This window comes from Solibacillus sp. FSL K6-4121, assembly GCF_038002585.1.
Taxonomy (GTDB): Bacteria; Bacillota; Bacilli; order Bacillales_A; family Planococcaceae; genus Solibacillus; species Solibacillus faecavium.
The window spans coordinates 1330453-1353888 of the sequence record NZ_JBBOCS010000001.1; the positions used below are offsets into that span (position 1 = coordinate 1330453).

Genomic DNA, 23436 nt, shown 5'->3' on the forward strand with positions numbered 1-23436 from the left:
TAATATTCTAGAGGGTCCTAGCGCGAATTAACGTTTAACTACTTTTTAATGGATACTCATAAGCTCGCAAGGTGCAGTGGATAAAAATTATAGGAGATGATTCGAGATGTTTACAGCTTTGTTTGGGTCGGTAGAGCAAGGAATCATCTATGCAATTATGGCACTGGGTGTTTATTTAACATTCCGGGTGCTGGATTTTCCGGATTTAACGGTTGATGGAAGCTTTGTAACGGGTGCAGGTACGGCCGCAATGATGATTGTACTTGGCTATAATCCGATACTCGCAACATTGGTCGCAACAGTTGCTGGATTTATTGCTGGATGTATGACAGGAATTTTACACACTAAAGGGAAAATCAATCCGCTGCTTGCAGGGATTTTAATGATGATCGCGCTTTATTCTATTAATCTTCGCATTATGGGATTAAGCTCCGATACGGGTGTAACAAGACCAAATATTCCACTCTTAAATTCAGAAACAATTTTTACAGTATTTAATAATTTTTGGGCAAGTTTAGGCATTGATTCAGTCATCTCAAATGCTTTAAAGTCAATGGGTATGACAACGGTGCCAACAACTTGGGGTATTTTAGCCGTTATGCTTGTTGTGACGATTATTATTAAGCTTATCGTTGACTGGTTCTTAAAAACGGAAGTCGGTTTGGCGATTCGTGCAACAGGGGACAACAAACGGATGATTCGCAGTTTTTCGGCAAATACTGATTCATTAGTTATTTTAGGGTTAGGTATTTCAAACGGTATGGTTGCACTGTCCGGGGCATTAATTGCGCAATATACAAAATTTGCGGATGTTGGATTAGGTATCGGGATGATTGTTGTCGGTTTGGCCTCTGTTATTATAGGGGAAGCTATTTTTGGTGCTAAATCGATTGTACGCGTAACCTTCGCTGTTATTGCCGGGGCAATAATTTACCGTATGATTTACGCTTTAGCGTTGCGTGTAAAATGGCTGGATTCAGGTGATATGAAATTAATAACAGCATTTATCGTTATTTTGGCATTAGTAATTCCGCAAATCGTTAATAAGTATAAAGAAAAGAAACGTAAGGCAAAACGTTTGGAAGAACGAATGGCACTACAAAAGGCAAAATTAAAAGTTGAGCAGGGAGGGAATGGCCTTGCTTAAATTGGATAGTATCAATAAAGTGTTTAACGAAGGAACACCCGATGAGAAAATGGCATTGGATAATATTAATTTGCACTTAGCACCTGGCGATTTTGTCACAATAATTGGAAGTAATGGTGCAGGAAAATCGACAATGATGAATATGATTTCCGGGGCCCTAACACCCGACTTTGGATCCGTCATTATTAATGGCAATGATTTAACACGTTTACCTGAACATAAGCGGGCGGTACATATTGGCCGTGTGTTCCAGGATCCAATGGCTGGTACAGCACCTACAATGACGATTGAAGAAAATTTGGCGATTGCCTATTCACGCAATGCCAAACGCACACTTCGGTTCGGTGTAGATAAAAAACGCCGTGAATTTTTCAAATCCTCATTAGAAAAATTGCACCTGAATTTAGAAAACCGTCTAAATGCAAAGGTAGGTCTATTATCTGGTGGTGAACGCCAAGCATTAAGTCTATTAATGGCTACCTTTACGAAGCCTTCCATTTTGCTACTCGATGAACATACAGCAGCACTGGACCCATCACGTGCAGAGCTTATTACAAAGCTGACAAAAGAGTTGGTGGAAGAAAGTAAGCTGACAACGCTTATGGTTACGCATAATATGCAGCAGGCGTTGGACTTAGGCAATCGCTTAATTATGATGGACAAAGGGCAGATTATCCTGGAAGTAGGGGAAGATCGAAAACCGGCACTAACGATTCCGGATTTAATGACCGAATTCGAGCATATCCGCGGAGAAAAAATGAATTCAGATCGCGCGCTATTAGGCTAAATTAAAATCCCGACAATCATTGTGGTAATGACTGTCGGGATTTTTTATATAGATGGAATGAAAAAGGTTTTAGCCAGGAGCTACACAAGCAGTGCAAACAATGTACTGTCCTTATTGACCTCTTTATATTCAAAACCATTGGCCAACATGCGCTCGATTAAACCGGCGCGGTCATCAGGGTGGGCAAGTTCAATCCCTACTAATGCCGGACCACTCTCTTTATTGTTTTTCTTCGTATATTCAAAAGTTGTAATATCATCATTCGGCCCAAGCACTTCGGCCAAAAATTGTCTTAGCGCCCCGGAACGTTGTGGGAAGCTAACGATGAAGTAATGTAATAGTCCTTCGTAAATAAGCGAGCGTTCTTTAATTTCCTGCATCCGTCCGATGTCGTTATTTCCACCTGAAATAATGATAACAACGGATTTCCCCCGGATTTGTTCCGCATAAAAATCAAGAGCTGCAACTGACAAAGCTCCAGCTGGTTCGGCTATAATTGCATGCTTATTATATAAGTCTAAAATCGTAGTACACACTTTTCCTTCTGGAACAGTAATAATATCGTCCAAATAATGCTTACATACTTCATACGTTTCCTGCCCGACACATTTAACAGCAGCACCATCGACAAATTTATCAATCCAGTCGAGAGCAATAGGCTCCTTATTTTCAAAGGCAGACTTCATACTTGCTGCACCGGCAGGCTCTACGCCAATGATTTTACTTGTAGGTGATAAGTTTTTAATGTAGGCGGATACGCCGGACATTAAACCGCCGCCACCTATGCTGCCGAAAATATAGTCAATCGGTTCCTCGATATCATTCATAATTTCGACGGCTACAGTTCCTTGACCCGCCATGACGTCAACATCATCAAATGGGTGGATGAAAATACGGTTCTCTTCTTCACAATAAGCTACTGCGCTTTCCGCTGAGTCATCGAATGTATCACCGGCTAACACAATTTCAACAAAGTTCCGGCCAAACATACGAACCTGATCGATCTTTTGTTTTGGTGTTGTTTTTGGCATGAAAATGGTTGCTTGAATTTCAAGCTTTGCACAGGCATAAGCAACACCTTGTGCATGATTCCCAGCGCTTGCACATACGACACCAGAAGCACGGGCCTCATTTTCGATTTTCTTAATTTTATAATAGGCACCGCGTAATTTAAAGGACCGAACATGCTGTAGGTCTTCACGCTTAAAATAAATTTTTGCACCATACTTTTCGGATAAATATTCATTTAATTGCAGCGGGGTATGCACGACTACATCTTTTAAAAAATGATGGGCAATCAATACATTTTCAACTGCAATTGTTTTAGGTTGAGCAACTTCCATTTTCATGTGACCTCCGTAATCAGTTTAAAGATTACATCATTCTATCATAAATTTGTGCTTATGAGACCTAAAAAGTCAGTAAATTTAGAAAGTTCTTAAATTATTCATAATGAAAGCGTTTTATTGAAGAAAATAATTTATTTCATACTACCTTAATAAAGAAAGTTGCATATCTGTTTAGCAAATCGGATAGCCTTATGAAGAATTGTCAGAACCCGTATTTACCGTTTTATTGTTTATGTAAAGAAGTGAAGGGGTAAAAAATACAATGCTATGGCAGTGGAATTTTGTTTTATAGTAAATCAATTTTTTACAAGTTCCAAGAACATATCTAGGAGGAATTAAATATGACTAAAACAGCTATTATTACAGGTGGGGGAAGCGGATTAGGTCAATCGACAGCTATCCGTATGGCCCAAGAAGGTATAAATATTGCAGTAGTGGATGTAAGCGAAAAAGGCGGAAATGAAACCGTCGAAAAAGTAAAAGCACTTGGCGTTGATGCTATTTTTATAAAAGCAGATGTTTCAAAAGCAGAGGAAGTAAAAAAATATGTAGACGAAACAATGCAGAAATTCGGTTCTATCGATTACTTCTTCAATAATGCGGGGATTTCGGGAAGCGGGAAATATTATTTAGATACAACAATCGAAGAAATTGAACAGATTGTTGGTATCAATTTGTTAGGTGCATTATACGGGGTACGTTATGTAGCAGAAGTGATGCTGAAAAATGGTGGAGGTTCAATTGTGAATACAGCCTCAAGTGCTGGTGTCATTGGACAGGACTCCGTTGTCACATATTCAGCAACGAAACATGGAATCATTGGTTTAACGAAGAGTATGGTAGCAGAGTATGCAAAGGACGGTTTACGTGTCAATGCCATTGCACCGGGGCCAACTGAAACACCAATGGTAAAAACATTTTTTGAAGCAAATCCGCAAATGAAGGAAAATGCAACAAGTGGAATTCCACAAAAACGCTTAGGGACACCTGAGGAAGTGGCAGAGCTCGTAACTTTCCTATTAACATCAAAAGCAGAATATATTAATGGGGAAGTTATCCGTATTGATGGTGGATTCACTAGCACAAAATAAAATATGAAAAGGGCTGCTCGAAATGTCAGAGGAAAATCTGATCTTTCGGCAGCCCTTTATTTTTTGTTCGATTTAGAATAGTAAATGTGCGATTGCCGCAATAATCGGAATCGAAATAATTGTACGGATTAGGAAGATAACGAATAAATCCCAAATCTTTAATGGAAGCTTCGTACCTAAGATTAATCCACCGACTTCCGACATGTAAATCAATTGCGTAACAGATACCGTTGCAATGAAGAAACGTGTCATTTCCGATTCAATGCCTGCGCCTAAAATTGAAGGTAATAGCATATCAGCAAAACCGACAATCATTGTTTGTGCGGCTTCACTTGCTTCTGGAATTTGAAGAAGTGCTAAAATAGGCTCAAACGGCATTCCTAAAATACGGAAGAAGCTTGTAAATTCAGCTAAAACTAATGCAATTGTTGCAAATGCCATAATAATAGGTGTTACCGCAAACCACATTTCCAATACATTCACAAACCCGTTCTTCACCATTTTACCTAAGTTGCGGTTTGAATTCGCTTTATTTAATGCATTGTGTAAGCCGTATGAAAATACATTAAAGCCCTCTTGTACATCTTCACGATTGGCAGGTACTTCACTACCGTCAATTAACGTATCCGCTTTTTGCTTAAGCGGGTAAATACGTGGCATAATAAATGCTAAAATTAATCCACAAATAATTACAGAAGCATAAAACTCAAGGAAGTAATCCCCAATGCCAATTGTTTCAACAACTACTAAGCAGAATGTAATCGAAACGACAGAAAATGTTGTGGCGATTGTTGCAGCTTCACGCCCCGTATAATTTTTATCTTCATATTGCTTGCTCGTCAGTAAGACACCAATTGTCCCGTCACCAACCCAAGAAGCTAAGCAGTCAATTGCAGAGCGGCCAGGAATTTTGAATAGGGGACGCATAATCTTCACCATCATTGACCCGAAAAATTCAAGTAAACCGAAGTCAGTCAATAATGGTAGTAATAATCCGGCAAATAGGAATAATACAAACATGAATGTTACAAGACCAGCAGCAGGATCGAGCAGCACACCTGTTGTTACATCACTTTTCAGACTCTCTGGCCCAATTTGGAAAACATACATACTTGCGAAAATAACTGCAAGTACACGCATAATTGTCCAGAACCAGTTAACACGGAATAAAGAATCCGCTAATGTACGAGAACCTTTTTGTGGAATGAATTGCATTGCTACAGAACCCGCAGCAGCAATTATAAACACTATGAATGCGAACCAATGAATAAAAGGTTCAACTTTACCTGCCAAAAAATTAGCAAGAATAGCAATCGGTACTTTTATGCCATCGTCTGTTCCAATCGGAGTAATAAAGATAAACACACCAAGCACAGAAAATGCTATAAAAAGAAACCACGTATAAAAAGAAAATTTCTTTGTCATATATATAACCTCTTTAATTTGTTAGTTGAATATTTATACACTATAAATCTTGAATATTCATTTGTCTACTGTTTTGCGTAAAGATTAAATTTTCAGAAATATATGTTGAGTAGGAAGGCTTTATCTTTACCCTATGTAAAAGATTTGAAAACCAAATTGAATTGATTCATTATTTTTATCCCAGCCAGTTATGGAATGGCGGAGCTTATAAAAAAATGCATATTTTAGTATGACACCCAAGAAGTTTTATATGTAGGAAAAAGCTGGCTTTAATAGAGAGAAAAAAATAAGCGCTTGCAAATTTTGGTTGAATTCCAAACTTGCAGCGCTTTTCATTTCGATGTTTGTCTCAGCTTCTTTCCAATTGGACATACGAAGAATAAGACTTTTAATCGTTAAATGTAACATTATAAAATTTTTCAGTATTTAACCAGCTGTCCGATAAAACTTCACCTTCGTCGACACGTTTTGCTGTTTCCTGCAACATCCAGCCAGTTTGAGAAATATGGGCTTTTAGCGCCTTTAATTTGTCTTCTTTAACAGATTGGATATCAATTGTTACATGGGGCTCTCCATTTTTCTCGACTGTATCGTTGGCAAAAGCACATGCTAAAATACGGGGACGATATTGCTTATCAATCCGACGAACGGCCTCTACTACTGCACGACCAGTTGCTTCATGGTCAGGGTGCACTGCAAAACCAGGTAAAAATGTGAAGATTAAAGAAGGATTAAGTTCCACAATTAAATCGGTTACGAGTTTGATCATCTTTTCATCATCTTCAAATTCCACCGTTTTATCACGTAAACCCATCATACGTAAATCTTCTATACCCATCGCCTCACAAGCAGCCATCAGTTCTTTTCTACGTATTTCCGGTAATGATTCACGAGTGGCGAACGGAGGATTTCCTAGATTCCGGCCCATTTCCCCTAATGTTAAACAAGCATATGTAACAGGAACTCCCATATTGTGATATAAGCGTAATGTACCTGCAACCGAAAAGGCTTCATCATCGGGGTGAGGGTAAACGACCAAAACATGGCGTTCTTCTTGTAATGTCATGTAAGCAACCTCCTTAATAAGCAAATGGCGATTCGCTAATTTCCAACGCAATCGCAAGCTTTCCTGTATTATCAATTCCAGCCATTAATAAGCGACCTTGATCATCTAATTCAAAATGTGTAATTCCTTGTGCATATACCCAACCATGTGGCATTTTCAAGCCAACACGGTGTGGAGCGTCTCCTACAACTTTCCCTAATTCATAACGTAATTGTACATTGCGGATAAATGCTCCTGCATTGAAAAAGCTTTCATTATAGTGTGTTGCATAAGAGCCATTCGTAGTTTCTAGATGAATAAAAACGTCTTTGTTCGCAAAAGAATTAAGTAATTCCTGGAGCTCGTTAGTATTTACTTCCTTCATCACTCTTATTAACTCCTTTCGAATCTATCTGTTAATAGTATAGTCAAATTTTGTGGAGTATGAAAAGAAAAAGTCACACAAGAAGCGAATTCCTGTGTGACTCAGTATATTTTATGCGTTAATGTAGTTTGGGATCGTTGTAACCGTTACTACCGGTGCACCAAAACGGGGTTTAGCACCATGCATAACTGGACCGACATGGTCGTTTAAAGCCCACCCATGTTTAATTGCAGCCGAAACGAATTCCTTCGCTTCTATTACCGATTCTTCAACAGAGAGACCATTTGCTAAGTTGGCACAAATACTTGCTGCAAATGTACAGCCTGCCCCGTGATTGTAAGTTGAAGTGACTTTTTCAGATTCAAGTAACTTGAATTCCTGTCCATTATAAAATAAATCAACCGCTTTATCATGAACTAATGCTTTTCCGCCTTTAATGACAACATTTTTTGCCCCAAGCTCATGTATTTTTACTGCGGCAGCCTGCATTTCCTCAATTGATTTTGGTGTACCTGTTCCAGCCAGTTGACCTGCTTCAAAGAGGTTAGGTGTAACAACTGTAGCATGAGGTAATAGATAGTTAACCATAGCTGTTGTATTGCCAGGATTTAAAACTTCGTCATCGCCTTTACATACCATTACTGGATCGATAACTACTTTATTCGTTCCTGAAGATTGAATAGCCTGTGAAGCCATTTGTATAATCTCTTCTGTAGAAAGCATCCCTGTTTTAATTGCATCTACTCCTGTAGAAAGGGCTGTATCGATTTGTTTTTGCAAAAGGTCTGTCGGCAATGGTGTCACAGTATGGCTCCAAGTTTTAGGATCCATTGTCACGACTACTGTTAATGCGACCATTCCGTAAGTGCCATGTTCCTGGAAAGCTTTTAAATCTGCTTGCATCCCTGCACCTGCGGAAGTATCAGAACCTGCAATTGTTAAAGTTTTTTTAAGTGTCATAAAATATATCTCCTTAAAGTGAATATTCGAATAATAATTATGCTTAGTATAGCGCTTATCTGACTATATAAAAATAGTCAGAAAAAGAAAAAACTTTAAGGTCAGAAGAAATTACTTGAACTTCTTTATGAATTTCAATACCGTTTGAGATGAGGTGAAACTATGATTGAACAATTAACAAATAGTTGGAAGGAAATATTGGCCGCACAAGAACAGCAATCTTATTATAAAAACTTGCAAAGTTTTTTATCCACGCAGTATGAGTTGGAAACTGTTTATCCAAAAAAAGAACATATTTTAAATGCCTTTAGGCTGACAGATTATGATGCGGTTAAAGTAGTCATTTTAGGACAAGATCCATATCATGGTCCCAATCAGGCGCATGGACTTAGCTTTTCAGTCGAACAAGGGCAAAAATTGCCACCAAGCTTAAGAAATATGATGAAAGAGTTACAGCAGGATATGGGCTGCGAAATACCTGATCATGGAGACTTAACATCCTGGGCAAAGCAAGGTGTTTTATTGTTGAATACTGTATTAACTGTCCAGGCAGGAAAAGCGAATTCTCATAAAGGACAAGGATGGGAACAGTTTACTGATACAGTTATCGAAAAACTTGCAGAGCGTGTTCAACCAATCGTCTTTTTATTATGGGGAAAGCCGGCTCAAAGTAAACGGATTTTAATTGAACGAATTTCCGATAAGCATATTATTCTCCAAGCACCTCATCCAAGTCCATTAAGTGCCCATCGTGGATTTTTTGGAAGCAGACCCTACTCAAAAACAAATGAAGCGCTTCAGTCGATAGGTGAAAAGCCTATAAATTGGTGTTTAAATGAGAATGGTTCTAAACAATCTAAACTTTTACTGTGAAGCATGGTAAAGTAATGATAGAAAGAGAGGGAGCGGCAAATGAAAGTTGATTGCTTTAAATGTCATTTTTTCCGTGTGACATGGGATCAAAATAATCCGCGCGGGTGCACGGCTTACGGTTTTAAAACGAAGCAGCTACCATCTCTTGTTGTAAAACAGTCATCGGGAATGGATTGCTTAAAGTTTGTGCCGAAAAATAGAGGAGGGAAAAATGGGAGATGATCACGTATGAAACAATCATCAAACAAATTGAAAAGTTGACCGCAGAAGCTACTCATGCGACAACGGAGCAACTGGCTCGTGAAAAGCTCACGGCTATTCGTGCATTATGTGATGTCGTATTGGATGAAAAAATAAACTCTACAAAGCTCCCGGCTACAAATCTTGTCAGTACGACTGTTTCCTCACCGGTATATACACAGCCTGTTGCAATTCCATCGCAAAAGCTCGAGGAAGAGGATGCAAATGGGGATTCACTTTTTGATTTTTAATTGTTATTACTAAATAGGGCGTTGAACATATAAAAGAAAGAGGTAAGATAATGAAAGGTTCAATTATATCAGGAGCGATTCATGGCTTTTTAGCAGTTGCATTAGGCGCATTCGCAGCACATGCATTGGAAGATATGCTAGATGACTACAGTACGGGAATATGGGATACAGCCATACAATATCAAATGTTCCATGCAACAGCACTTATATTAGTAGGTATATTAATGTCAAAGGCTATTTTAGGTGAAGTAAAGCAACTAAAAATAGCAATGATTTGTTTTAATGCAGGAATCGTCATTTTTGCAGGAAGTCTAATGGTATTAGCTTTAACAGGAATCGGAATATTGGGGGCAATTACTCCAATCGGTGGCGTCTTATTTTTAATTGGTTGGATAATGGTTATAATTTCAATAGTAAAAAAGTCATAGATAGATAGAAGGCGTATACTCCTAAAAATGGTAGTATATGCTTTTTTTATTATTTTACTAGGAAAAATAAATCTTTTATCTAAATTGTTTGAATTTATTGTATAGTTATAAAGTAGGTTAGTAAAGGGGTAAGGAAAATGAACCAATTATTATTAAAGCTGGAAGATCATTTTGAAGAAATGGTGATTATACGTCGCTATTTACATGAGCATCCGGAAGTATCACATGAGGAAGTACATACACCTGCATACATTGCGAATTTTCATCGTGAGCTTGGATTAGAAGTGCGCGAGTATGTAGGAGGACGTGGAGTTGTAGCCATACTAAGAGGTGCCAAGCCAGGAAAAACGGTCGCTTTACGTGCGGATTTTGATGCATTGGCTATTCAGGAATTAAATGATGTGCCTTATAAATCTAAAAACGATGGGGTAATGCATGCGTGTGGTCACGACGGTCATACTGCAACATTGCTCGTTTTAGCAAAAGTACTGGTGGACATGCGGGAACAATTGTCCGGTAATATTGTTTTTATTCATCAGCATGCAGAGGAGTTAGCTCCTGGTGGTGCATTGGCCATGATTGAAGATGGCTGCCTAGATGGTGTGGACGTTATTTTTGGGACACATTTATGGGCACCAACCCCATTAGGCGAAGTGCTTGTAAAAGATGGGGCAATTATGGCGGCAGCAGACCGATTTGAAATTGTGATTCAAGGTAAGGGTGGACATGGCGCAGAGCCACAGCATTCAGTGGATGCAATAGTCGTCGGAGCCCACTTTGTTACGCAAGTACAGACCATTACTTCCCGCCGGATCGCACCGCTTCAATCGGGGGTTGTGACAATTGGTCAGTTTGAAGCTATCAATCCGTTTAATGTCATCGCCGATACAGTGAAAATACAAGGGACTGTACGTGCTCTAGATGAACAGGTCCGCAGGCAAATAAAAGAAGAAATTGAATTATTGTTAAAAGCAACATGTTTAGGGATGCACGCTACCTATAGTTATGAATATTTCGATGGGTATCCACCTGTTGTTAACCATGAAGAACAGACAAAGTTTATAGCGAAAGTAGCGGAGCAAACAAGTGGAGTGGAAAAGGTTACTGAGTGTCCACCATTTATGATTGGGGAGGATTATGGCTATTATATGCAGCATATTCCAGGCACATTTTTCTTTACAGGAGCCAAAGATCCGCAGTGGGAAGCCGTTTACCCACATCATCATGCCAAATTTAATTTTGATGAAAGAGCCATGCTGATTGCCGCGAAAGTATTAGGACAGGCTGCATTGGACTTTCTAGAGAATGATTGACAGAAGGAAGGGATATGAAAATGAGTGTTGGGAAAAAGTTGAATTCTGCTTTCATTTTAATGATTGTGTTAATTACGATTACTGTAGTTCTTAACTTTATTAGTTTAAATAAAATTCAAGACGATATGGATGAAGCACTTGATCATCGTGTTGAGCAAATCCGTACGGTCGATCAAATCCGCCTGAATATAGGGATGCAAGGGATGTATGCACGTGCCATCGTGTTGGACGGCAAAGAGGAATCTTTCGATAACTTTAAGCAATACAATGAATTATTGGACACGGAAATTGATTATTTGGAATCAATGGTTGTAGGTGGTGCGATGACAGAATATATGGAGCAAGTAAAGAAGTTCCGCGATGATTTTAACAATGGTTACCTTGATATGGTTGATGCATATAATCGCGGGGATCAAACACTGGCAAATGGATTTATTAATACGAAGCTTCATGTGGCAAGTAATGGCATGTTTGATGTAACAAATCAGATTGTCGAATATCAGGAACAGCAGCTTGATGAGATTACTACAAAGGCCGACAATTCAATTGCCTTTTCTCAAACGGTTGCAAGCATTGCCTTGGCAATTAGTATATTTATAGCTGTACTCGTGATGTTATTTATTCGTAAAACAATTACATCACCATTAAAGAATATCGTAAAAGAAGCGAATATTATTGCTTCAGGAGACTTATCACAGCAGGATTTTGTTGTGAAAACAACTGACGAAATTGGTGAGCTAGGCAAATCCTTTAATTTGATGAAAAGCAATCTAGCCAACCTTATTAAAAATATGCAAATGAATTCAGAGCAAGTAAGTGCTGCTGCACAAGAACTTTCAGCGAGTACAGAGGAAATCACGGCAACAACAGAAGATGTGACGACACGTGTTAGTCATACAGCAGAAAGATCTCAAATTTCTGCACATGCTTCGAACGAAAGTGCTCGTGCAATGGAAGAGACAGCAGCCGGAGTACAGCGAATTGCAGAAGCGACTCAAAAATTACATGGCAATTCTGTTGAAGCGACACAAACAGCGAGAAATGGTGGTCAAATTATTCATGATGCACAACAGCAAATGAAAATTATTAGTTCATCCACAAATTCAGTTAATGATTTAGTGCAAAAACTTGCACAACAAACAGAGGAAATCAATAATATCTCGCAAATTATTACGGCAATTACAGATCAAACGAATCTGCTTGCATTAAATGCTGCAATTGAAGCGGCGCGGGCAGGGGAACATGGAAAAGGATTTGCAGTTGTAGCAGATGAAGTACGTAAGCTGGCAGAGCAATCGAAAAACTCAGCTAATTCAATCGTCAACTTAACACTTGAAATTAAAGCAGATACAGAAAATGTCGAGCGTGCTGTATCGGACTCTTTAATATCTGTAAACGACGGAGTGAATATCATTACAAATGCAGGTCAATCCTTTACATCGATTGTGGAAGCAGTAACCGAAATGTCTATGCAAATAGAAGAAATTTCAGCTACATCGGAACAGCTTTCGGCAAGTGCAGAACAAGTAACTGCTTCGGTAAATGAAATTGCCAATGGCTCAAACGAATCGAGCAGCCACCTTGAAATGATAGCAGCTGCCGTGGAAGAACAAACGGCAACGATGCAGCAAGTCAATGCAGTAGCAGCTACATTAAGTGACAATGCCCAAAACCTACAGCAGGAAATACAGCAATTTAAAGTGTAAATATAAAAAGCAAGGTGCTTTGTGAAGGCACCTTGCTTTTTTATGCACTTTAAAAGACTTACCGCCTATTAAGGTGTTTGAGTAAAGTAGCTTAATTCCTCATCAAATTCCGCATAATCAAAGTAAATCATCGGGAACAAGAAGCGATGGTTATTCTTTAAATCACGTAAAATAACATGGTCGCGTCCTGCTGCTTCGACCACACCGCGAACAGCACGCGTATTGCTGCCAGCTACCGCATTATCAAATGAAAAATAAAACGTACCTGGTTTCCCACGATTTAACCGAAGAATATTCTCAATATAGGATTCCTCTCGTGGAAAGCCTACCCCCTGCATAGTCGAAGGCATTGTAACCGCCGAAGGGTTCATTTGTTGCATTGGAGACGTCCAGTAATAAGTCAATTTTGCATCCTTTCATTAAATAAATTTAGTTTACCGCTAGACAATTGGCAGTTGCCGATACACATAACACTCAACTTCAATATGTGACTACTACGCTATTGTCCATACTACTAGGCAGGTCAACCGAATAACCTTTTGTAGCATCTTAATCGAACAGGAAGATTATCTTTTGTTTGAACTATAGGCGTTCTAAGTAACCTCCTTTTTCGTTTTAGTATATGCATAAAAAAAAAGTTGAACACCGATACAGTGTTATTTTTTGAATACCTGACATACTATAGAGTAATTTATTTAGGGAGATGTAATAAATTTTAATGAAATGGGTACTATAAATTACATAAATAGAAGATTGTTGCCCATTGTTAATGAAAATCGCGGGAGTGGAACCTCATGAAAATAGGAATATGGTTAGGGATAATAATTAGTGCATTTTTGTCCTATGCAGTTGCGATATTCTATGAACAACCGATTCATTGGTATTTACTAATCCTTCTCATCGTAACGGGTTTGTTCATTAATACCATTATTATTATTTTAAAATTACAGGATGATCATACTGAAGGTGAGTCGAATTAATCGACTCGCCTTTTTCCTTTTTTGGGAGAATGTGGCGAATGTGTATCATAATATGTCGATTAGGTATAGGGGAGTGGTGAATAAGTGGGGACGATTGACGATAAATAAGAGAAAAGTGTTTAATAAAAATTTTCTTCGTTAACTTGATTCATAAATAAAGCCCGTCCAGCAACTTGAATGAATGGATAAACCAAATATCAAGAGGTTGAACGGGTATATGAGTATTAAATCGCTAATAATTTCCCCAGTTTTTCATTGTCTAATAAGTTACCTACTAGGAACTCACCGAACTCGCCATAGCGGGCTGATACTTCATCAAAGCGCATTTCGTAAACGATTTTTTTAAATTGAAGCATGTCATCAGAGAATAATGTAACGCCCCACTCATGATCGTCTAAACCGACAGAACCTGTAATGATTTGTTTGATTTTACCTGCATAGCTGCGGCCGATCATCCCGTGGTCATACATCAGTTTTTTACGATCTTCCATAGAAAGCATGTACCAATTGTCATTACCATCGCGCTTTTTATCCATTGGATAGAAGCAAACGTATTTTGACTTCGGCAATTCAGGATATAAACGCGCACGTACATGTGGGTTTTGGTATGGATCTTCATCCGACTTCCCAGCTAGATAATTTGATAATTCTACAACCGAAACATAAGAATAGGTTGGAATAGTGAAATCCGCAATTGCTAATTTAGCAAATTTTGTTTCGATTTCGTTTAATTCTTCCGGTGTTTCGCGTAATGTCATCATCATGAAATCTGCTTTTTGACCAATAATAGAGTAGAAAGCATTCGAACCTGTATCTGTATTTAATTCTTCTAAAAATGCGATAAATTCTTTCGTAGCGGCTTCGCGTTCTTCAGCTGAAACTAATTTCCATGATGCCCAATCAATCGAACGGAAATCATGTAATGCATACCAGCCATCTAAAGTAATTGCTGCTTCATTCATGTGCTTAAACACTCCTTGTAAATGAAAATGATTCACAGTTAGTGTAGCATAAATCAATAAAAAAAAATCATTTCAACCTCGCATAATCGATATTTTCACCAATTTGACATCACTTTGAATTGAGGTATGCTAAAGTGAAGAGAAATTAAGCTAGGAGTATATGTATGAACGAAATTTTAAAACAAACGAAGTGGCGTTTCATTGATCAATCGATTAGTGCAAACAAACGCTCACCTTTAGAGTCATTTGCGATGGATGACACACTTTGCCATCTTGTTGGACAGCACATGTCAGATGCCACAATTCGTACATGGGTGCATTATGATTCAGTAGTGTTAGGCATTCAGGATCACCGATTACCGTATATAGAAGAAGGCATGCAAACATTAAATTTTCACGGTCATGAACCGATTGTCCGGAATTCAGGAGGGTTAGCTGTTGTACTAGACGGGGGAGTGTTGAACATTTCCATTGTCATAGGGGAGGACAAACCGCTTAGTATTAACAATGCCTTTGAAATGATGGTTGATTTGATTCGACAGCTTCTTCCAGAAATCGCAACTAAAATAGAAGCATATGAAATTGTCGGCTCGTATTGTCCAGGTTCATATGATTTAAGTATCGATGGTAAAAAGTTTGCCGGCATATCACAGCGCCGTATGAAAAACGGAATTGCTGTACAAATCTACTTATGTGTAGAAGGTAGCGGAAGTGAGCGGGCAGAGCTGATTAAGCGATTTTATGAAGCTGGTCTAAAAGGTGAGGAAACGAAATTTCAATATCCGGACATTAAACCGGACGTTATGGCTTCATTACAGCAATTGACAGGACAAGACATCACTGTATCCCAAGTGAATGAGCGCCTCCGTAAATTATTAGCCCAATGGAATGGACAGTTAAATGAACAACCATTGCAGCAAACTGAAATAGAACTATATGAATATTATTTACAGCGCGTATTAAAGCGCAATGAATCAATGTTAAATAAATAAAAAAAGGCGAGGTGCTAATATAGCGCTTCGCCTGAATCATTTAATGATGACTGTGAAATTAAGTTGCCGTTTCGCTCCATTTTGAATGTCGGTGCATTCGGCTCTGAATCTTCTAGTGCCACAAGTCTTCTAGCGCGATTCATAATAGATACAAATTGCTCGTAATCTTCTTTAATCGCTTTATTTTCTTTTTGAAGTGCAGCCAATTGCTGTTCAAGCTGAGTCTTTTGTTCTGTTAACAGTGATGTTAATTTACGCCACTTTACTAAATCTTGCTCATTTGAATTCGTATGTTGCAACTTTACTAAATATGCAATAACGATATCCAATGATAATGCCGATAGTGGAATGGAAGTCGGCTGATTTTCATTTGAAGGCATTAAGTATAAAGGCGTTGTTCTGCGCTTTGTTGCCGTATTCATCATACGCATACGCTCTTTTCGTTCCTTTTTCGCCTGTGCCAAATCTTCCTCATAAATACGTCTTACTACTGCATTCCAGCGGAAACCACACGCTGCAGCTGTTCTGTTCAATAGATCACCAGCCTCTTCAAAAGCATTAAGCTGTGTGCTTCCTTCTTTAACATGGCGCAAAACAGCTTCTGCCAATAACTCATCATTCTCTTTTACCCACGCATCTTGTCTTGTTTTTGTCATTTAAAACTCCCCCTAATCATTTCATAGTTTTGTTGTTGTAAATCTATCATGTCCAAAGGGGAAAACATTTATTCAATATATCGTAAATTGTTGATAGAATAATGAGAAATATATTCCTATCAGACCTTTGACGGAATTGCTAGTATATACTTGAATGGAATAAGCAATATGCGATACAATAAAGAATAGGTTAAAATAGCTAATAGAAAGGTGTTGACACTATGGCAAACTTATTTCACGTTTGCGATGAATGTCAGGCCGTTAATTTAAAGACGTTAATTCCAAAATTAAAAGAAATTGATCCAGAAGCAACGATTGAAATTGGCTGTCATTCATACTGTGGTCCAGGCCGCAAAAAAACATTTACATTTGTAAATAATCGTCCAGTTGCCGCATTAACTGAAGAGGAGTTAATGGTAAAGGTACTAGACAAACTAAAAAAGTAACGACGTAGGGGACCTGTCCTGAAATAATTTTCAGAATAGGTCCTTTTCGCGTTTATAAGGGTTTTGCAGATGAAAATGATCTATAAAGAATTTAAATAATTAAAGACAATAATGCTTTTACCTAATGGATTCATTTCTTTTTCACTGAGAACTCACTTATAATAAGGAAAAGGGATAAGGAGGTCGGCTATGTTGACGACATATGCAAAAACAAAACTGCAAGAGGAAAAAGTTTTTAAAGACCCTGTCCATCGTTATATTCATGTTAGGGATCAAGTGATTTGGGATTTAATAAAAACAAGAGAATTTCAAAGACTGCGCCGTATTAAACAGCTAGGTACCACATATTTAGTATTCCACGGAGCGGAGCATAGCCGTTTTAATCACTCATTAGGAGTGTACGAAATTGTACGCCGTATTGTAGATGACGTATTCAGAGGAAGAAAAGAATGGGACGAATCTGAGAGATTACTCGTATTATGTGCAGCGCTCTTGCATGATTTAGGGCACGGCCCGTTTTCCCATGCCTTTGAAAATGTGTTTGAGACAGATCATGAATATTTTACGCGTCAAATTTTACTAGGGGAGACAGAAGTAAATGCGGTACTGCGCAGGGTTTCAGAGGACTTCCCTGAGAAAGTCGCCCAAGTAATAGAAAAAACATATCCGAACGAATTGGTTGTCAGCTTAATTTCAAGTCAAATTGACGCCGATCGAATGGATTATTTACAGCGTGATGCCTATTATACAGGCGTTAGCTACGGGCATTTTGATATGGAACGTATTATGCGTGTTATGCGCCCCCGTGAAAATGGCGTAGTTATAAAAGAAAGTGGAATGCATGCAGTAGAACATTATATTATGAGCCGTTACCAAATGTATTTGCAAATTTACTTCCACCCTGTATCACGCAGTGCAGAAGTTGTACTCAATAATATTTTAAAGCGGGTAAAAGTGTTATGTGCGAGTAATTATGTCTTTAAATATGAGCCAACGCCTTTTATTGCTTTTTTCAAAGGTGATGTCACGCTGGAAGATTATATAGCATTAGATGAAAGTATTATGCTCGCATACTTCCAATTTTGGATGAAAGAAGAAGATCTAATTTTACGGGATTTATGTAGAAGATTCGTGAATCGGAAACTGTTCCAATATACAAATCTCAACCCTTTTAAGCAACCTGAAGTATATGCAGAGCTGCGCCGTCTATTTTTAGAGGCAGGTATGGACCCGGATTATTATTTAGTCCATGATTCCACATCCGATTTGCCATATGACTTTTATCGACCAGGAATTGAAGGGACAAAAAAGCCAATATATTTACTTATGCGAGACGGTGAACAGTGTGAGCTATCAGAGGAAAGTCAAATAGTTGAAGCAATTGCCGGCCGCATAAAAGTGGACCATAAAGTTTACTATCCGGAAGAGTTATTCGATGACGAGAACATTCCGGAAACATTACGTCAGGAAATACAGAAACTAATTGAGCATATATAAAAAAGAGACTAAGGCAGAAGTGGATAAGGAAAAGGGTCTTATATTGATTGGAATGGGGGGCGAGTGTAGCTGACGGCTTATGTAACTTTACTTCTAAATCTAGCGGTAAAATAAGTTGATTCATGTTTTAATCTTTAAATATAGGGACACTTCTTTCGTTTGAAATTTGGTGGTAGGATACTTAAAATTTAACAGAGAGTGTCCTTTTTTCATGCCAGAAATTATGCAGAGATTTACTTGATATAGAAGGGAAATTAGTTGTTCGGAGTGAAGGCGGCGACTCCCAGGGGACAAGCACGTGGGAGAGACTACAGGCTCGAGCCGTGCCCCCAGGAAAGCGTCCGCCGTAACGGAGAACAACGGCTACGAAGTAGACACAATAAGAAAGCAGTTCAAATTTTACTAATCGTAAAATTTGAACTGCTTTTGATTTTGAGGCGGGTTTTGTCCCAGGCCCATCATTTTTAGATTATGACCCAGTCCCATTTGCACTGCAATTTTCATTGTGTACTGCGTAGTCAGCTGAAATATAGGACAAATTAATTGTCGCTGTATCGCACGCCACCTTTTGCAAAGTGGTTTTTAGACATTTCTTCGATGATAATGGATACATTTTCTACTGGTGCGTCAACTGTTTTTGAAACAGCTTGTGTCACTTCTTCTACAAGCGCTCGCTTTTGTTCTTCTGTACGCCCCTCAACCATTTTAATTGTAACGATTGGCATATAGTCGCCTCCTAGTTAAAATATAGTGTATAGTATTTATATTAGCGTATTTGGAGGTATTTACAATGGCAAATGAAGAAAATTCTAAACCAAAAATGGGTTTTACGATTATTAAAAATGATCCAACCGATGGACATAAAGGTTTTGGCATTGGCTCACTTTCTCTAGAAAATGTGTCGCCAGTCATTGTCGATGTCGCAGAAGGAACGGCGATTGTTGATATAGGTGCAATGCATGCAAAAAGTGAAGTAGAGCGTGGTATTAAATTTACAACGAACCGTGAAGACTCAGCAGGTGGTAAAAATTACTGGTTAGTATGGGTGACGATTGACCATAAGGAATCCGGTGCCTACTTTGCAGGCGTAACTGCATGTGAAATGGTTGTAAACCGTGAAAAACGCCGCGGCTATAAAATATTGGCGGATCATGTAAACAGAATGGATAAATCTATGAAGCGCCATATAATCGTTGATCATATGGATGCACCATCAAAAAAAATATTGGCAGACTTCCTGAAAAGCCACAATGAAGAAATGTGGAACAATAGCGATGAAAAATTAGCAAATGATTTAGCGTAAAATGACTTATAGGGTAAATATAAGACACAAATAAATTGATAATCAGTCAATTATTTTTTTGGGAAAATGAATTCATCCGGTGAACAATATGTGACATTTCAAGAACATCCTAATCGGTGGTTGAAACTGCTTCCAAAAGAAAGTAAACTGATTTTAAAGCTTGCAAAGTAGTAGGCTAGGACACGTGGAAAATGAATAGTGATGAGTATTAAGCGGCATTTGAACTTTCCCAAGCCGAATGCCCCATGATTCTCATCCTTTCGTTAACCACAATAGAAAAGCTCTTTCGTTTTACGGACTAGAACCGGAAACGAAAGAGCTTTTTTAATTTTTAGTCCCAAAAACCTTTGAATGCTTCAAATGGTAATGTTTCAAAGAAATTACCCCATGTATCGGTATCGAAGAAATCGAATGTTCCACATGATTCCGTTGGGATATCTGCTGTTTTCATATAAACGACACGTTGGTTCGGACAGGAGGCATCGGCTAAATTACCACTTAGAATATCAACCGTAACAGGCTCGACGCCACTTGGCATTTTAAAAGTTTCGTTTGCTTTTCCATCAAGGGCGGTTTCCATAAAATCGATCCACACTTGTTTGGAAGCTGCCATATCTGCCTGCACAGATAGTGTTTTCCCTTGGTCATAGCCATTCCATACACCGGCAGTTAAGCTAGGTGTAAAGCCAATCATCCATTGATCACTATTTGTCGTCCCCGATTTTGCTGCATACGTGTGGGACATTCTAGAGCGTAAAGATAGACCGGTTGCAGGAGAGTAATCACTAAATACAGGATCGAATATTCCTGTCATCATTTGTGTGAGAACAAAAGCATCCTGTTCAGAAATTACTTGTTCTTTCTCCGGTTTTTTATATTTATAAACAACTTTCCCTTTTGCATCAGTAATCGATAATACGGTAACCGGTTTTCTCTTTTCTCCACCAGCTGCAAGTATGTTATATGCATTTGTTAAATCATACAGCGAATTTTCAGCGGTTCCCAAAGCAATGGAAGGGATATCTTTTTCAGAATATTGAAGTCCAAAGCGTTTTTGAATATCCCGGAAGGAACGGTAGCCGATTCCTTCCAATGTTTTTACAGCATAAATATTGTCGGAAATAGCCAATGCTTGGGCTAAGGAAATGGCATGATCTGCAAATTTATTATTGACGTTTTGTGGTGTATAAGTTGCTCGTCCACTATCATAAGTGAATGTTGTCTCACTAACATCTAAAAACGACATTGGGTGAAAGTCCTTTTCCAGGGCAGCTGCGTATAAAATCGGCTTGATGGCGGAGCCGGGTTGACGATTTCCCAATGAGACCCGATTAAAGGGGCTTATACTATAATCACGTCCTCCTACAAGCGCTGTTACATAACCAGTATGTGCATCCATACTAACAAAACCAACCTGTAAATCACTATTAGGCATATTCGTTTTAATTGCATTTTCGGCTGCACGCTGATGCGCCTGGTTCAATGTTGTTTGAATCGTCCATCCACCTTCATTAATACTAAGGTTTTTGGATTTTAATATGTCAGTCGCTTCTTCCCTAACAGCATCCAAAAAGTAAGGTGCTATCGACTTTGACGCAATCCATTGATCACTTTTTAGTACAACTTGTTCAGACGTAGCACGTGTTTTTTCATCTTCTGTAATCTTTCCTTGATCAGCCATTAATCGTAAAATAACTTGCTGACGATTTGTCGCCTTTTTTAAATCATTTAGTGGCGAATAATACGTCGGCCCTTTTGGAACACCGGCAAGCATAGAAGCTTCGGCTAATGTTAAATCCTTTGCTGATTTGTCATAAAAATAACGGCTCGCTGCTTCTACACCATACATTCCATGTCCGTAGTAAACCGTATTTAAATAGCCTTCTAAAATTTCTTCTTTGGAGTAAAATAACTCTAAACGATAGGCAAATAAGGCTTCATTTATTTTTCGGGTCCATGTTTTTTCATGTGTTAAATAAAGGTTACGCGCATATTGCTGAGTAAGTGTACTAGCTCCTTGGACCTTACCTCCCGCTTTAATATCTGCTAAAACGGCACCGGCAATTCGGGAATAGTCAAAACCACTATGGTCAAAGAAGTCTTTATCTTCCACGGCTACAGTAGCGTCAATTAAATAAGGTGAAATATCATCCAATTCTGTCCAATAGCGACGCTCCTCGGTAAAATAATCACCAATTTTATTATTGTTGCTATCCAAAAAGATCGAAGCTTTCGGAACAGTAAGTGGTGGTGCTCCAGCAACTTGTGCATATATACGCAATGAAAGGAACGTTACAGCGAAAAAACATAAAAGGGCAATAGTAACGAGTCCTACTTTTTTTATAAATCTTTTACGACTTTTTCGTTTTTTATATTGCTGTCTTTTCAAGTTTTTCCACCTCATTTCTTTTTTATAGTAAGCAATAAATTTTCAGTCATTTAGGAAAAGTTATAAAAATTCTATTGCACTTTCAATGAAAACAACTATACTTTTGTCGTAGCACATTAAATGGAAATAAGCATTAATACTGCTATGACTATACGTATTCATAATGTCGAATTTTGTCAGTTGTACTTAATTATACGAAAATAGCGATCAAAAGTTTCATTTGTTAGATTTAGTATGAGCAAAATCACCGGTCGCTATGCATACGAAATTGAGAACAAATTGATTTATAATTGATAATTTAAAATAGAGAAGGATGTAGGTGATCGTAAATGAGATTTGATGAAACTTATGCTGGCAATATGTTTATTAAAAGCCATCAAAATTACGAAGAAAGTAAGGCAGTTCTTTACGGCATGCCAATGGATTGGACAGTAAGCTATCGTCCAGGTCAACGTTTTGGGCCAGCTAGAATCCGTGAAGTGTCAGTCGGTTTGGAAGAATACAGTTTTTACTTGGATCGCGAATTAGCGGATGTTCCATTTTTTGACGCAGGAGACATTCCATTGCCATTCGGTAATCCGGAAAAATCTTTAGCGGAAATTAAGACATTTGTTCGCCAAGTATTGGCAGACAACAAAGTTCCAGTTGGTATGGGTGGCGAACACTTAGTATCATTGCCAGTAATGGAGGCGGTATACGAAAAGTATGATGATTTAGCAATTATTCATTTTGATGCGCATACTGATTTACGTACCGATTATGAAGGTGAACAGTATTCACACGCAACGCCAATTCGTAAAATAGCTGATACAATCGGACCTGAAAATGTCTATTCATTCGGGATTCGTTCAGGTTTAAAGGAAGAATTGCAGTGGGCAAAGGAAAATGGGATGCACATTTCATTATTCGAAGTACTCGAGCCTTTAAAGCAAATCCTGCCAACATTAAAAGGGCGCAATATTTACGTGACAATTGATATTGACGTATTGGACCCGGCACATGCACCAGGAACAGGCACTGTAGATGCAGGCGGTATTACACCAAAAGAACTTTTGGCATCGATTCATGAAATCGCGCACTCTGAAGTAAATGTGGTCGGCTTTGATCTTGTGGAAGTAGCACCGATATACGATCATTCAGAAATAACAGTAAACACAGCAGCAAAATTAATTCGCGAAATGATTTTAGGCTGGGTGAAATAAAAAGAAAAA

General features: G+C 38.4%; 25 protein-coding genes. 15 read left to right on the forward strand and 10 right to left on the reverse strand.

All coding sequences use genetic code 11. The features are described from left to right. Nucleotides 1-106 precede the first annotated feature (106 nt). Together MHH95_RS06790 and MHH95_RS06795 are read left to right on the forward strand one after the other, a co-directional pair. A complete protein-coding gene (locus MHH95_RS06790) occupies nucleotides 107-1147 on the forward strand; it encodes an ABC transporter permease (RefSeq protein ID WP_191700742.1) in 1041 nt (346 codons plus the stop codon). Then, nucleotides 1140-1934, forward strand: coding sequence for an ABC transporter ATP-binding protein (locus MHH95_RS06795; RefSeq protein ID WP_191700743.1), 795 nt, complete (start codon nucleotides 1140-1142; stop codon nucleotides 1932-1934). Before MHH95_RS06790 ends, MHH95_RS06795 begins: the two co-directional genes overlap by 8 nt. Before the next feature lie 80 nt (nucleotides 1935-2014). Here MHH95_RS06795 and ilvA read toward each other — a convergent pair whose 3' ends face one another. Further along, nucleotides 2015-3277 carry a threonine ammonia-lyase IlvA gene (ilvA, locus tag MHH95_RS06800; protein ID WP_191700744.1) on the reverse strand — a complete coding sequence of 421 codons (1263 nt, stop codon included), beginning with the start codon at nucleotides 3275-3277 and terminating at the stop codon, nucleotides 2015-2017. Between the two features lie 347 nt (nucleotides 3278-3624). On the opposite strand from ilvA, the gene MHH95_RS06805 reads away from it, so the two are divergent. Further along, nucleotides 3625-4374 (forward strand): SDR family NAD(P)-dependent oxidoreductase, encoded by a 750-nt coding sequence (locus MHH95_RS06805; RefSeq protein ID WP_340726890.1) that lies wholly within the window; start codon nucleotides 3625-3627, stop codon nucleotides 4372-4374. Between the two features lie 72 nt (nucleotides 4375-4446). On the opposite strand, the gene MHH95_RS06810 is transcribed toward MHH95_RS06805, so the two are convergent. The 4 genes from MHH95_RS06810 to thiD form a co-directional block, all read right to left on the reverse strand. Continuing rightward, nucleotides 4447-5799, reverse strand: coding sequence for a YjiH family protein (locus MHH95_RS06810; RefSeq protein WP_340726891.1), 1353 nt, complete (start codon nucleotides 5797-5799; stop codon nucleotides 4447-4449). 388 nt (nucleotides 5800-6187) lie between these two features. After that, nucleotides 6188-6865 (reverse strand): bacillithiol biosynthesis deacetylase BshB2, encoded by a 678-nt coding sequence (gene bshB2, locus MHH95_RS06815; RefSeq protein ID WP_340726892.1) that lies wholly within the window; start codon nucleotides 6863-6865, stop codon nucleotides 6188-6190. 13 nt (nucleotides 6866-6878) lie between these two features. Continuing rightward, nucleotides 6879-7229 carry a YojF family protein gene (locus MHH95_RS06820; protein WP_340727313.1) on the reverse strand — a complete coding sequence of 117 codons (351 nt, stop codon included), beginning with the start codon at nucleotides 7227-7229 and terminating at the stop codon, nucleotides 6879-6881. Between the two features lie 111 nt (nucleotides 7230-7340). Next, the gene (gene thiD / locus MHH95_RS06825) at nucleotides 7341-8189 is read right to left on the reverse strand and encodes a bifunctional hydroxymethylpyrimidine kinase/phosphomethylpyrimidine kinase (protein ID WP_340726893.1); all 849 of its coding nucleotides are present in this window, start codon (nucleotides 8187-8189) and stop codon (nucleotides 7341-7343) included. 162 nt (nucleotides 8190-8351) lie between these two features. Here thiD and MHH95_RS06830 point away from each other — a divergent pair, with 162 nt between their 5' ends. From MHH95_RS06830 to MHH95_RS06855, 6 genes are all read left to right on the forward strand, one after another. After that, nucleotides 8352-9062: a uracil-DNA glycosylase gene (locus MHH95_RS06830; RefSeq protein ID WP_340726894.1), complete on the forward strand. Its 711-nt coding sequence runs from the start codon at nucleotides 8352-8354 to the stop codon at nucleotides 9060-9062. A 39-nt stretch (nucleotides 9063-9101) separates the two neighbouring features. Beyond that, nucleotides 9102-9284 carry a uracil-DNA glycosylase gene (locus MHH95_RS06835; protein WP_340726895.1) on the forward strand — a complete coding sequence of 61 codons (183 nt, stop codon included), beginning with the start codon at nucleotides 9102-9104 and terminating at the stop codon, nucleotides 9282-9284. Continuing rightward, on the forward strand, nucleotides 9281-9553 hold the full coding sequence (locus MHH95_RS06840; RefSeq protein ID WP_340726896.1) for a YwdI family protein: 273 nt from the start codon (nucleotides 9281-9283) through the stop codon (nucleotides 9551-9553). The genes MHH95_RS06835 and MHH95_RS06840 overlap by 4 nt, the downstream gene beginning before the upstream one ends. A 50-nt stretch (nucleotides 9554-9603) precedes the next feature. Next, nucleotides 9604-9981, forward strand: coding sequence for a DUF423 domain-containing protein (locus MHH95_RS06845; RefSeq protein ID WP_340726897.1), 378 nt, complete (start codon nucleotides 9604-9606; stop codon nucleotides 9979-9981). A gap of 137 nt (nucleotides 9982-10118) precedes the next feature. Continuing rightward, nucleotides 10119-11294: an amidohydrolase gene (locus MHH95_RS06850; protein ID WP_340726898.1), complete on the forward strand. Its 1176-nt coding sequence runs from the start codon at nucleotides 10119-10121 to the stop codon at nucleotides 11292-11294. A gap of 20 nt (nucleotides 11295-11314) precedes the next feature. Continuing rightward, a complete protein-coding gene (locus MHH95_RS06855) occupies nucleotides 11315-13000 on the forward strand; it encodes a methyl-accepting chemotaxis protein (RefSeq protein WP_445683003.1) in 1686 nt (561 codons plus the stop codon). Between the two features lie 68 nt (nucleotides 13001-13068). Here the strand turns inward: MHH95_RS06855 and gerQ are convergent, their stop codons facing one another. After that, nucleotides 13069-13380 carry a spore coat protein GerQ gene (gene gerQ, locus MHH95_RS06860; RefSeq protein WP_191700760.1) on the reverse strand — a complete coding sequence of 104 codons (312 nt, stop codon included), beginning with the start codon at nucleotides 13378-13380 and terminating at the stop codon, nucleotides 13069-13071. 414 nt (nucleotides 13381-13794) lie between these two features. On the opposite strand from gerQ, the gene MHH95_RS06865 reads away from it, so the two are divergent. Beyond that, nucleotides 13795-13980: a hypothetical protein gene (locus MHH95_RS06865; RefSeq protein ID WP_191700761.1), complete on the forward strand. Its 186-nt coding sequence runs from the start codon at nucleotides 13795-13797 to the stop codon at nucleotides 13978-13980. Between the two features lie 224 nt (nucleotides 13981-14204). Here MHH95_RS06865 and hemQ read toward each other — a convergent pair whose 3' ends face one another. Continuing rightward, nucleotides 14205-14942, reverse strand: coding sequence for a hydrogen peroxide-dependent heme synthase (hemQ, locus tag MHH95_RS06870; RefSeq protein WP_340726900.1), 738 nt, complete (start codon nucleotides 14940-14942; stop codon nucleotides 14205-14207). A gap of 164 nt (nucleotides 14943-15106) precedes the next feature. On the opposite strand from hemQ, the gene MHH95_RS06875 reads away from it, so the two are divergent. Next, complete coding sequence (locus tag MHH95_RS06875) at nucleotides 15107-15934, forward strand: lipoate--protein ligase family protein (protein ID WP_340726901.1); 828 nt, start codon at nucleotides 15107-15109, stop codon at nucleotides 15932-15934. Nucleotides 15935-15948: 14 nt separating this feature from the next. Here MHH95_RS06875 and MHH95_RS06880 read toward each other — a convergent pair whose 3' ends face one another. Next, nucleotides 15949-16590, reverse strand: coding sequence for an RsfA family transcriptional regulator (locus MHH95_RS06880; RefSeq protein WP_340726902.1), 642 nt, complete (start codon nucleotides 16588-16590; stop codon nucleotides 15949-15951). Nucleotides 16591-16811: 221 nt separating this feature from the next. Between MHH95_RS06880 and MHH95_RS06885 the strand changes: the two genes are divergently transcribed. After that, nucleotides 16812-17036 (forward strand): DUF1450 domain-containing protein, encoded by a 225-nt coding sequence (locus tag MHH95_RS06885; RefSeq protein ID WP_008404549.1) that lies wholly within the window; start codon nucleotides 16812-16814, stop codon nucleotides 17034-17036. Between the two features lie 189 nt (nucleotides 17037-17225). Then, entirely contained in the window at nucleotides 17226-18533 is a 1308-nt protein-coding gene (locus MHH95_RS06890; protein ID WP_340726903.1) for an HD domain-containing protein, read from the forward strand. A gap of 539 nt (nucleotides 18534-19072) precedes the next feature. Here MHH95_RS06890 and MHH95_RS06895 read toward each other — a convergent pair. Further along, the gene (locus tag MHH95_RS06895; protein WP_191700766.1) at nucleotides 19073-19258 is read right to left on the reverse strand and encodes a 2-hydroxymuconate tautomerase; all 186 of its coding nucleotides are present in this window, start codon (nucleotides 19256-19258) and stop codon (nucleotides 19073-19075) included. 65 nt (nucleotides 19259-19323) lie between these two features. Between MHH95_RS06895 and MHH95_RS06900 the strand changes: the two genes are divergently transcribed. Continuing rightward, nucleotides 19324-19836, forward strand: a complete 513-nt coding sequence (locus MHH95_RS06900) for a YwhD family protein (protein ID WP_340726904.1) — start codon at nucleotides 19324-19326, stop codon at nucleotides 19834-19836. Between the two features lie 331 nt (nucleotides 19837-20167). Here the strand turns inward: MHH95_RS06900 and MHH95_RS06905 are convergent, their stop codons facing one another. Continuing rightward, nucleotides 20168-22225 carry a transglycosylase domain-containing protein gene (locus MHH95_RS06905; protein WP_340726905.1) on the reverse strand — a complete coding sequence of 686 codons (2058 nt, stop codon included), beginning with the start codon at nucleotides 22223-22225 and terminating at the stop codon, nucleotides 20168-20170. Nucleotides 22226-22554: 329 nt separating this feature from the next. Between MHH95_RS06905 and speB the strand changes: the two genes are divergently transcribed. Then, the gene (gene speB / locus MHH95_RS06910) at nucleotides 22555-23427 is read left to right on the forward strand and encodes an agmatinase (RefSeq protein ID WP_340726906.1); all 873 of its coding nucleotides are present in this window, start codon (nucleotides 22555-22557) and stop codon (nucleotides 23425-23427) included. Nucleotides 23428-23436: the final 9 nt, after the last annotated feature.

What these genes read in the sequence shown, in the direction of transcription:
- MHH95_RS06790 (WP_191700742.1), top strand. Translation starts at nt 107, where the DNA reads ATGTTTACAGCTTTGTTTGGGTCGGTAGAGCAAGGAATCATCTATGCA.
- ilvA (WP_191700744.1), bottom strand. Translation starts at nt 3,277, where the DNA reads ATGGAAGTTGCTCAACCTAAAACAATTGCAGTTGAAAATGTATTGATT.
- MHH95_RS06805 (WP_340726890.1), top strand. Translation starts at nt 3,625, where the DNA reads ATGACTAAAACAGCTATTATTACAGGTGGGGGAAGCGGATTAGGTCAA.
- MHH95_RS06810 (WP_340726891.1), bottom strand. Translation starts at nt 5,799, where the DNA reads ATGACAAAGAAATTTTCTTTTTATACGTGGTTTCTTTTTATAGCATTT.
- bshB2 (WP_340726892.1), bottom strand. Translation starts at nt 6,865, where the DNA reads ATGACATTACAAGAAGAACGCCATGTTTTGGTCGTTTACCCTCACCCC.
- MHH95_RS06820 (WP_340727313.1), bottom strand. Translation starts at nt 7,229, where the DNA reads ATGAAGGAAGTAAATACTAACGAGCTCCAGGAATTACTTAATTCTTTT.
- thiD (WP_340726893.1), bottom strand. Translation starts at nt 8,189, where the DNA reads ATGACACTTAAAAAAACTTTAACAATTGCAGGTTCTGATACTTCCGCA.
- MHH95_RS06830 (WP_340726894.1), top strand. Translation starts at nt 8,352, where the DNA reads ATGATTGAACAATTAACAAATAGTTGGAAGGAAATATTGGCCGCACAA.
- MHH95_RS06835 (WP_340726895.1), top strand. Translation starts at nt 9,102, where the DNA reads ATGAAAGTTGATTGCTTTAAATGTCATTTTTTCCGTGTGACATGGGAT.
- MHH95_RS06840 (WP_340726896.1), top strand. Translation starts at nt 9,281, where the DNA reads ATGATCACGTATGAAACAATCATCAAACAAATTGAAAAGTTGACCGCA.
- MHH95_RS06845 (WP_340726897.1), top strand. Translation starts at nt 9,604, where the DNA reads ATGAAAGGTTCAATTATATCAGGAGCGATTCATGGCTTTTTAGCAGTT.
- MHH95_RS06850 (WP_340726898.1), top strand. Translation starts at nt 10,119, where the DNA reads ATGAACCAATTATTATTAAAGCTGGAAGATCATTTTGAAGAAATGGTG.
- MHH95_RS06855 (WP_445683003.1), top strand. Translation starts at nt 11,315, where the DNA reads ATGAGTGTTGGGAAAAAGTTGAATTCTGCTTTCATTTTAATGATTGTG.
- gerQ (WP_191700760.1), bottom strand. Translation starts at nt 13,380, where the DNA reads ATGCAACAAATGAACCCTTCGGCGGTTACAATGCCTTCGACTATGCAG.
- MHH95_RS06865 (WP_191700761.1), top strand. Translation starts at nt 13,795, where the DNA reads ATGAAAATAGGAATATGGTTAGGGATAATAATTAGTGCATTTTTGTCC.
- hemQ (WP_340726900.1), bottom strand. Translation starts at nt 14,942, where the DNA reads ATGAATGAAGCAGCAATTACTTTAGATGGCTGGTATGCATTACATGAT.
- MHH95_RS06875 (WP_340726901.1), top strand. Translation starts at nt 15,107, where the DNA reads ATGAACGAAATTTTAAAACAAACGAAGTGGCGTTTCATTGATCAATCG.
- MHH95_RS06880 (WP_340726902.1), bottom strand. Translation starts at nt 16,590, where the DNA reads ATGACAAAAACAAGACAAGATGCGTGGGTAAAAGAGAATGATGAGTTA.
- MHH95_RS06885 (WP_008404549.1), top strand. Translation starts at nt 16,812, where the DNA reads ATGGCAAACTTATTTCACGTTTGCGATGAATGTCAGGCCGTTAATTTA.
- MHH95_RS06890 (WP_340726903.1), top strand. Translation starts at nt 17,226, where the DNA reads ATGTTGACGACATATGCAAAAACAAAACTGCAAGAGGAAAAAGTTTTT.
- MHH95_RS06895 (WP_191700766.1), bottom strand. Translation starts at nt 19,258, where the DNA reads ATGCCAATCGTTACAATTAAAATGGTTGAGGGGCGTACAGAAGAACAA.
- MHH95_RS06900 (WP_340726904.1), top strand. Translation starts at nt 19,324, where the DNA reads ATGGCAAATGAAGAAAATTCTAAACCAAAAATGGGTTTTACGATTATT.
- speB (WP_340726906.1), top strand. Translation starts at nt 22,555, where the DNA reads ATGAGATTTGATGAAACTTATGCTGGCAATATGTTTATTAAAAGCCAT.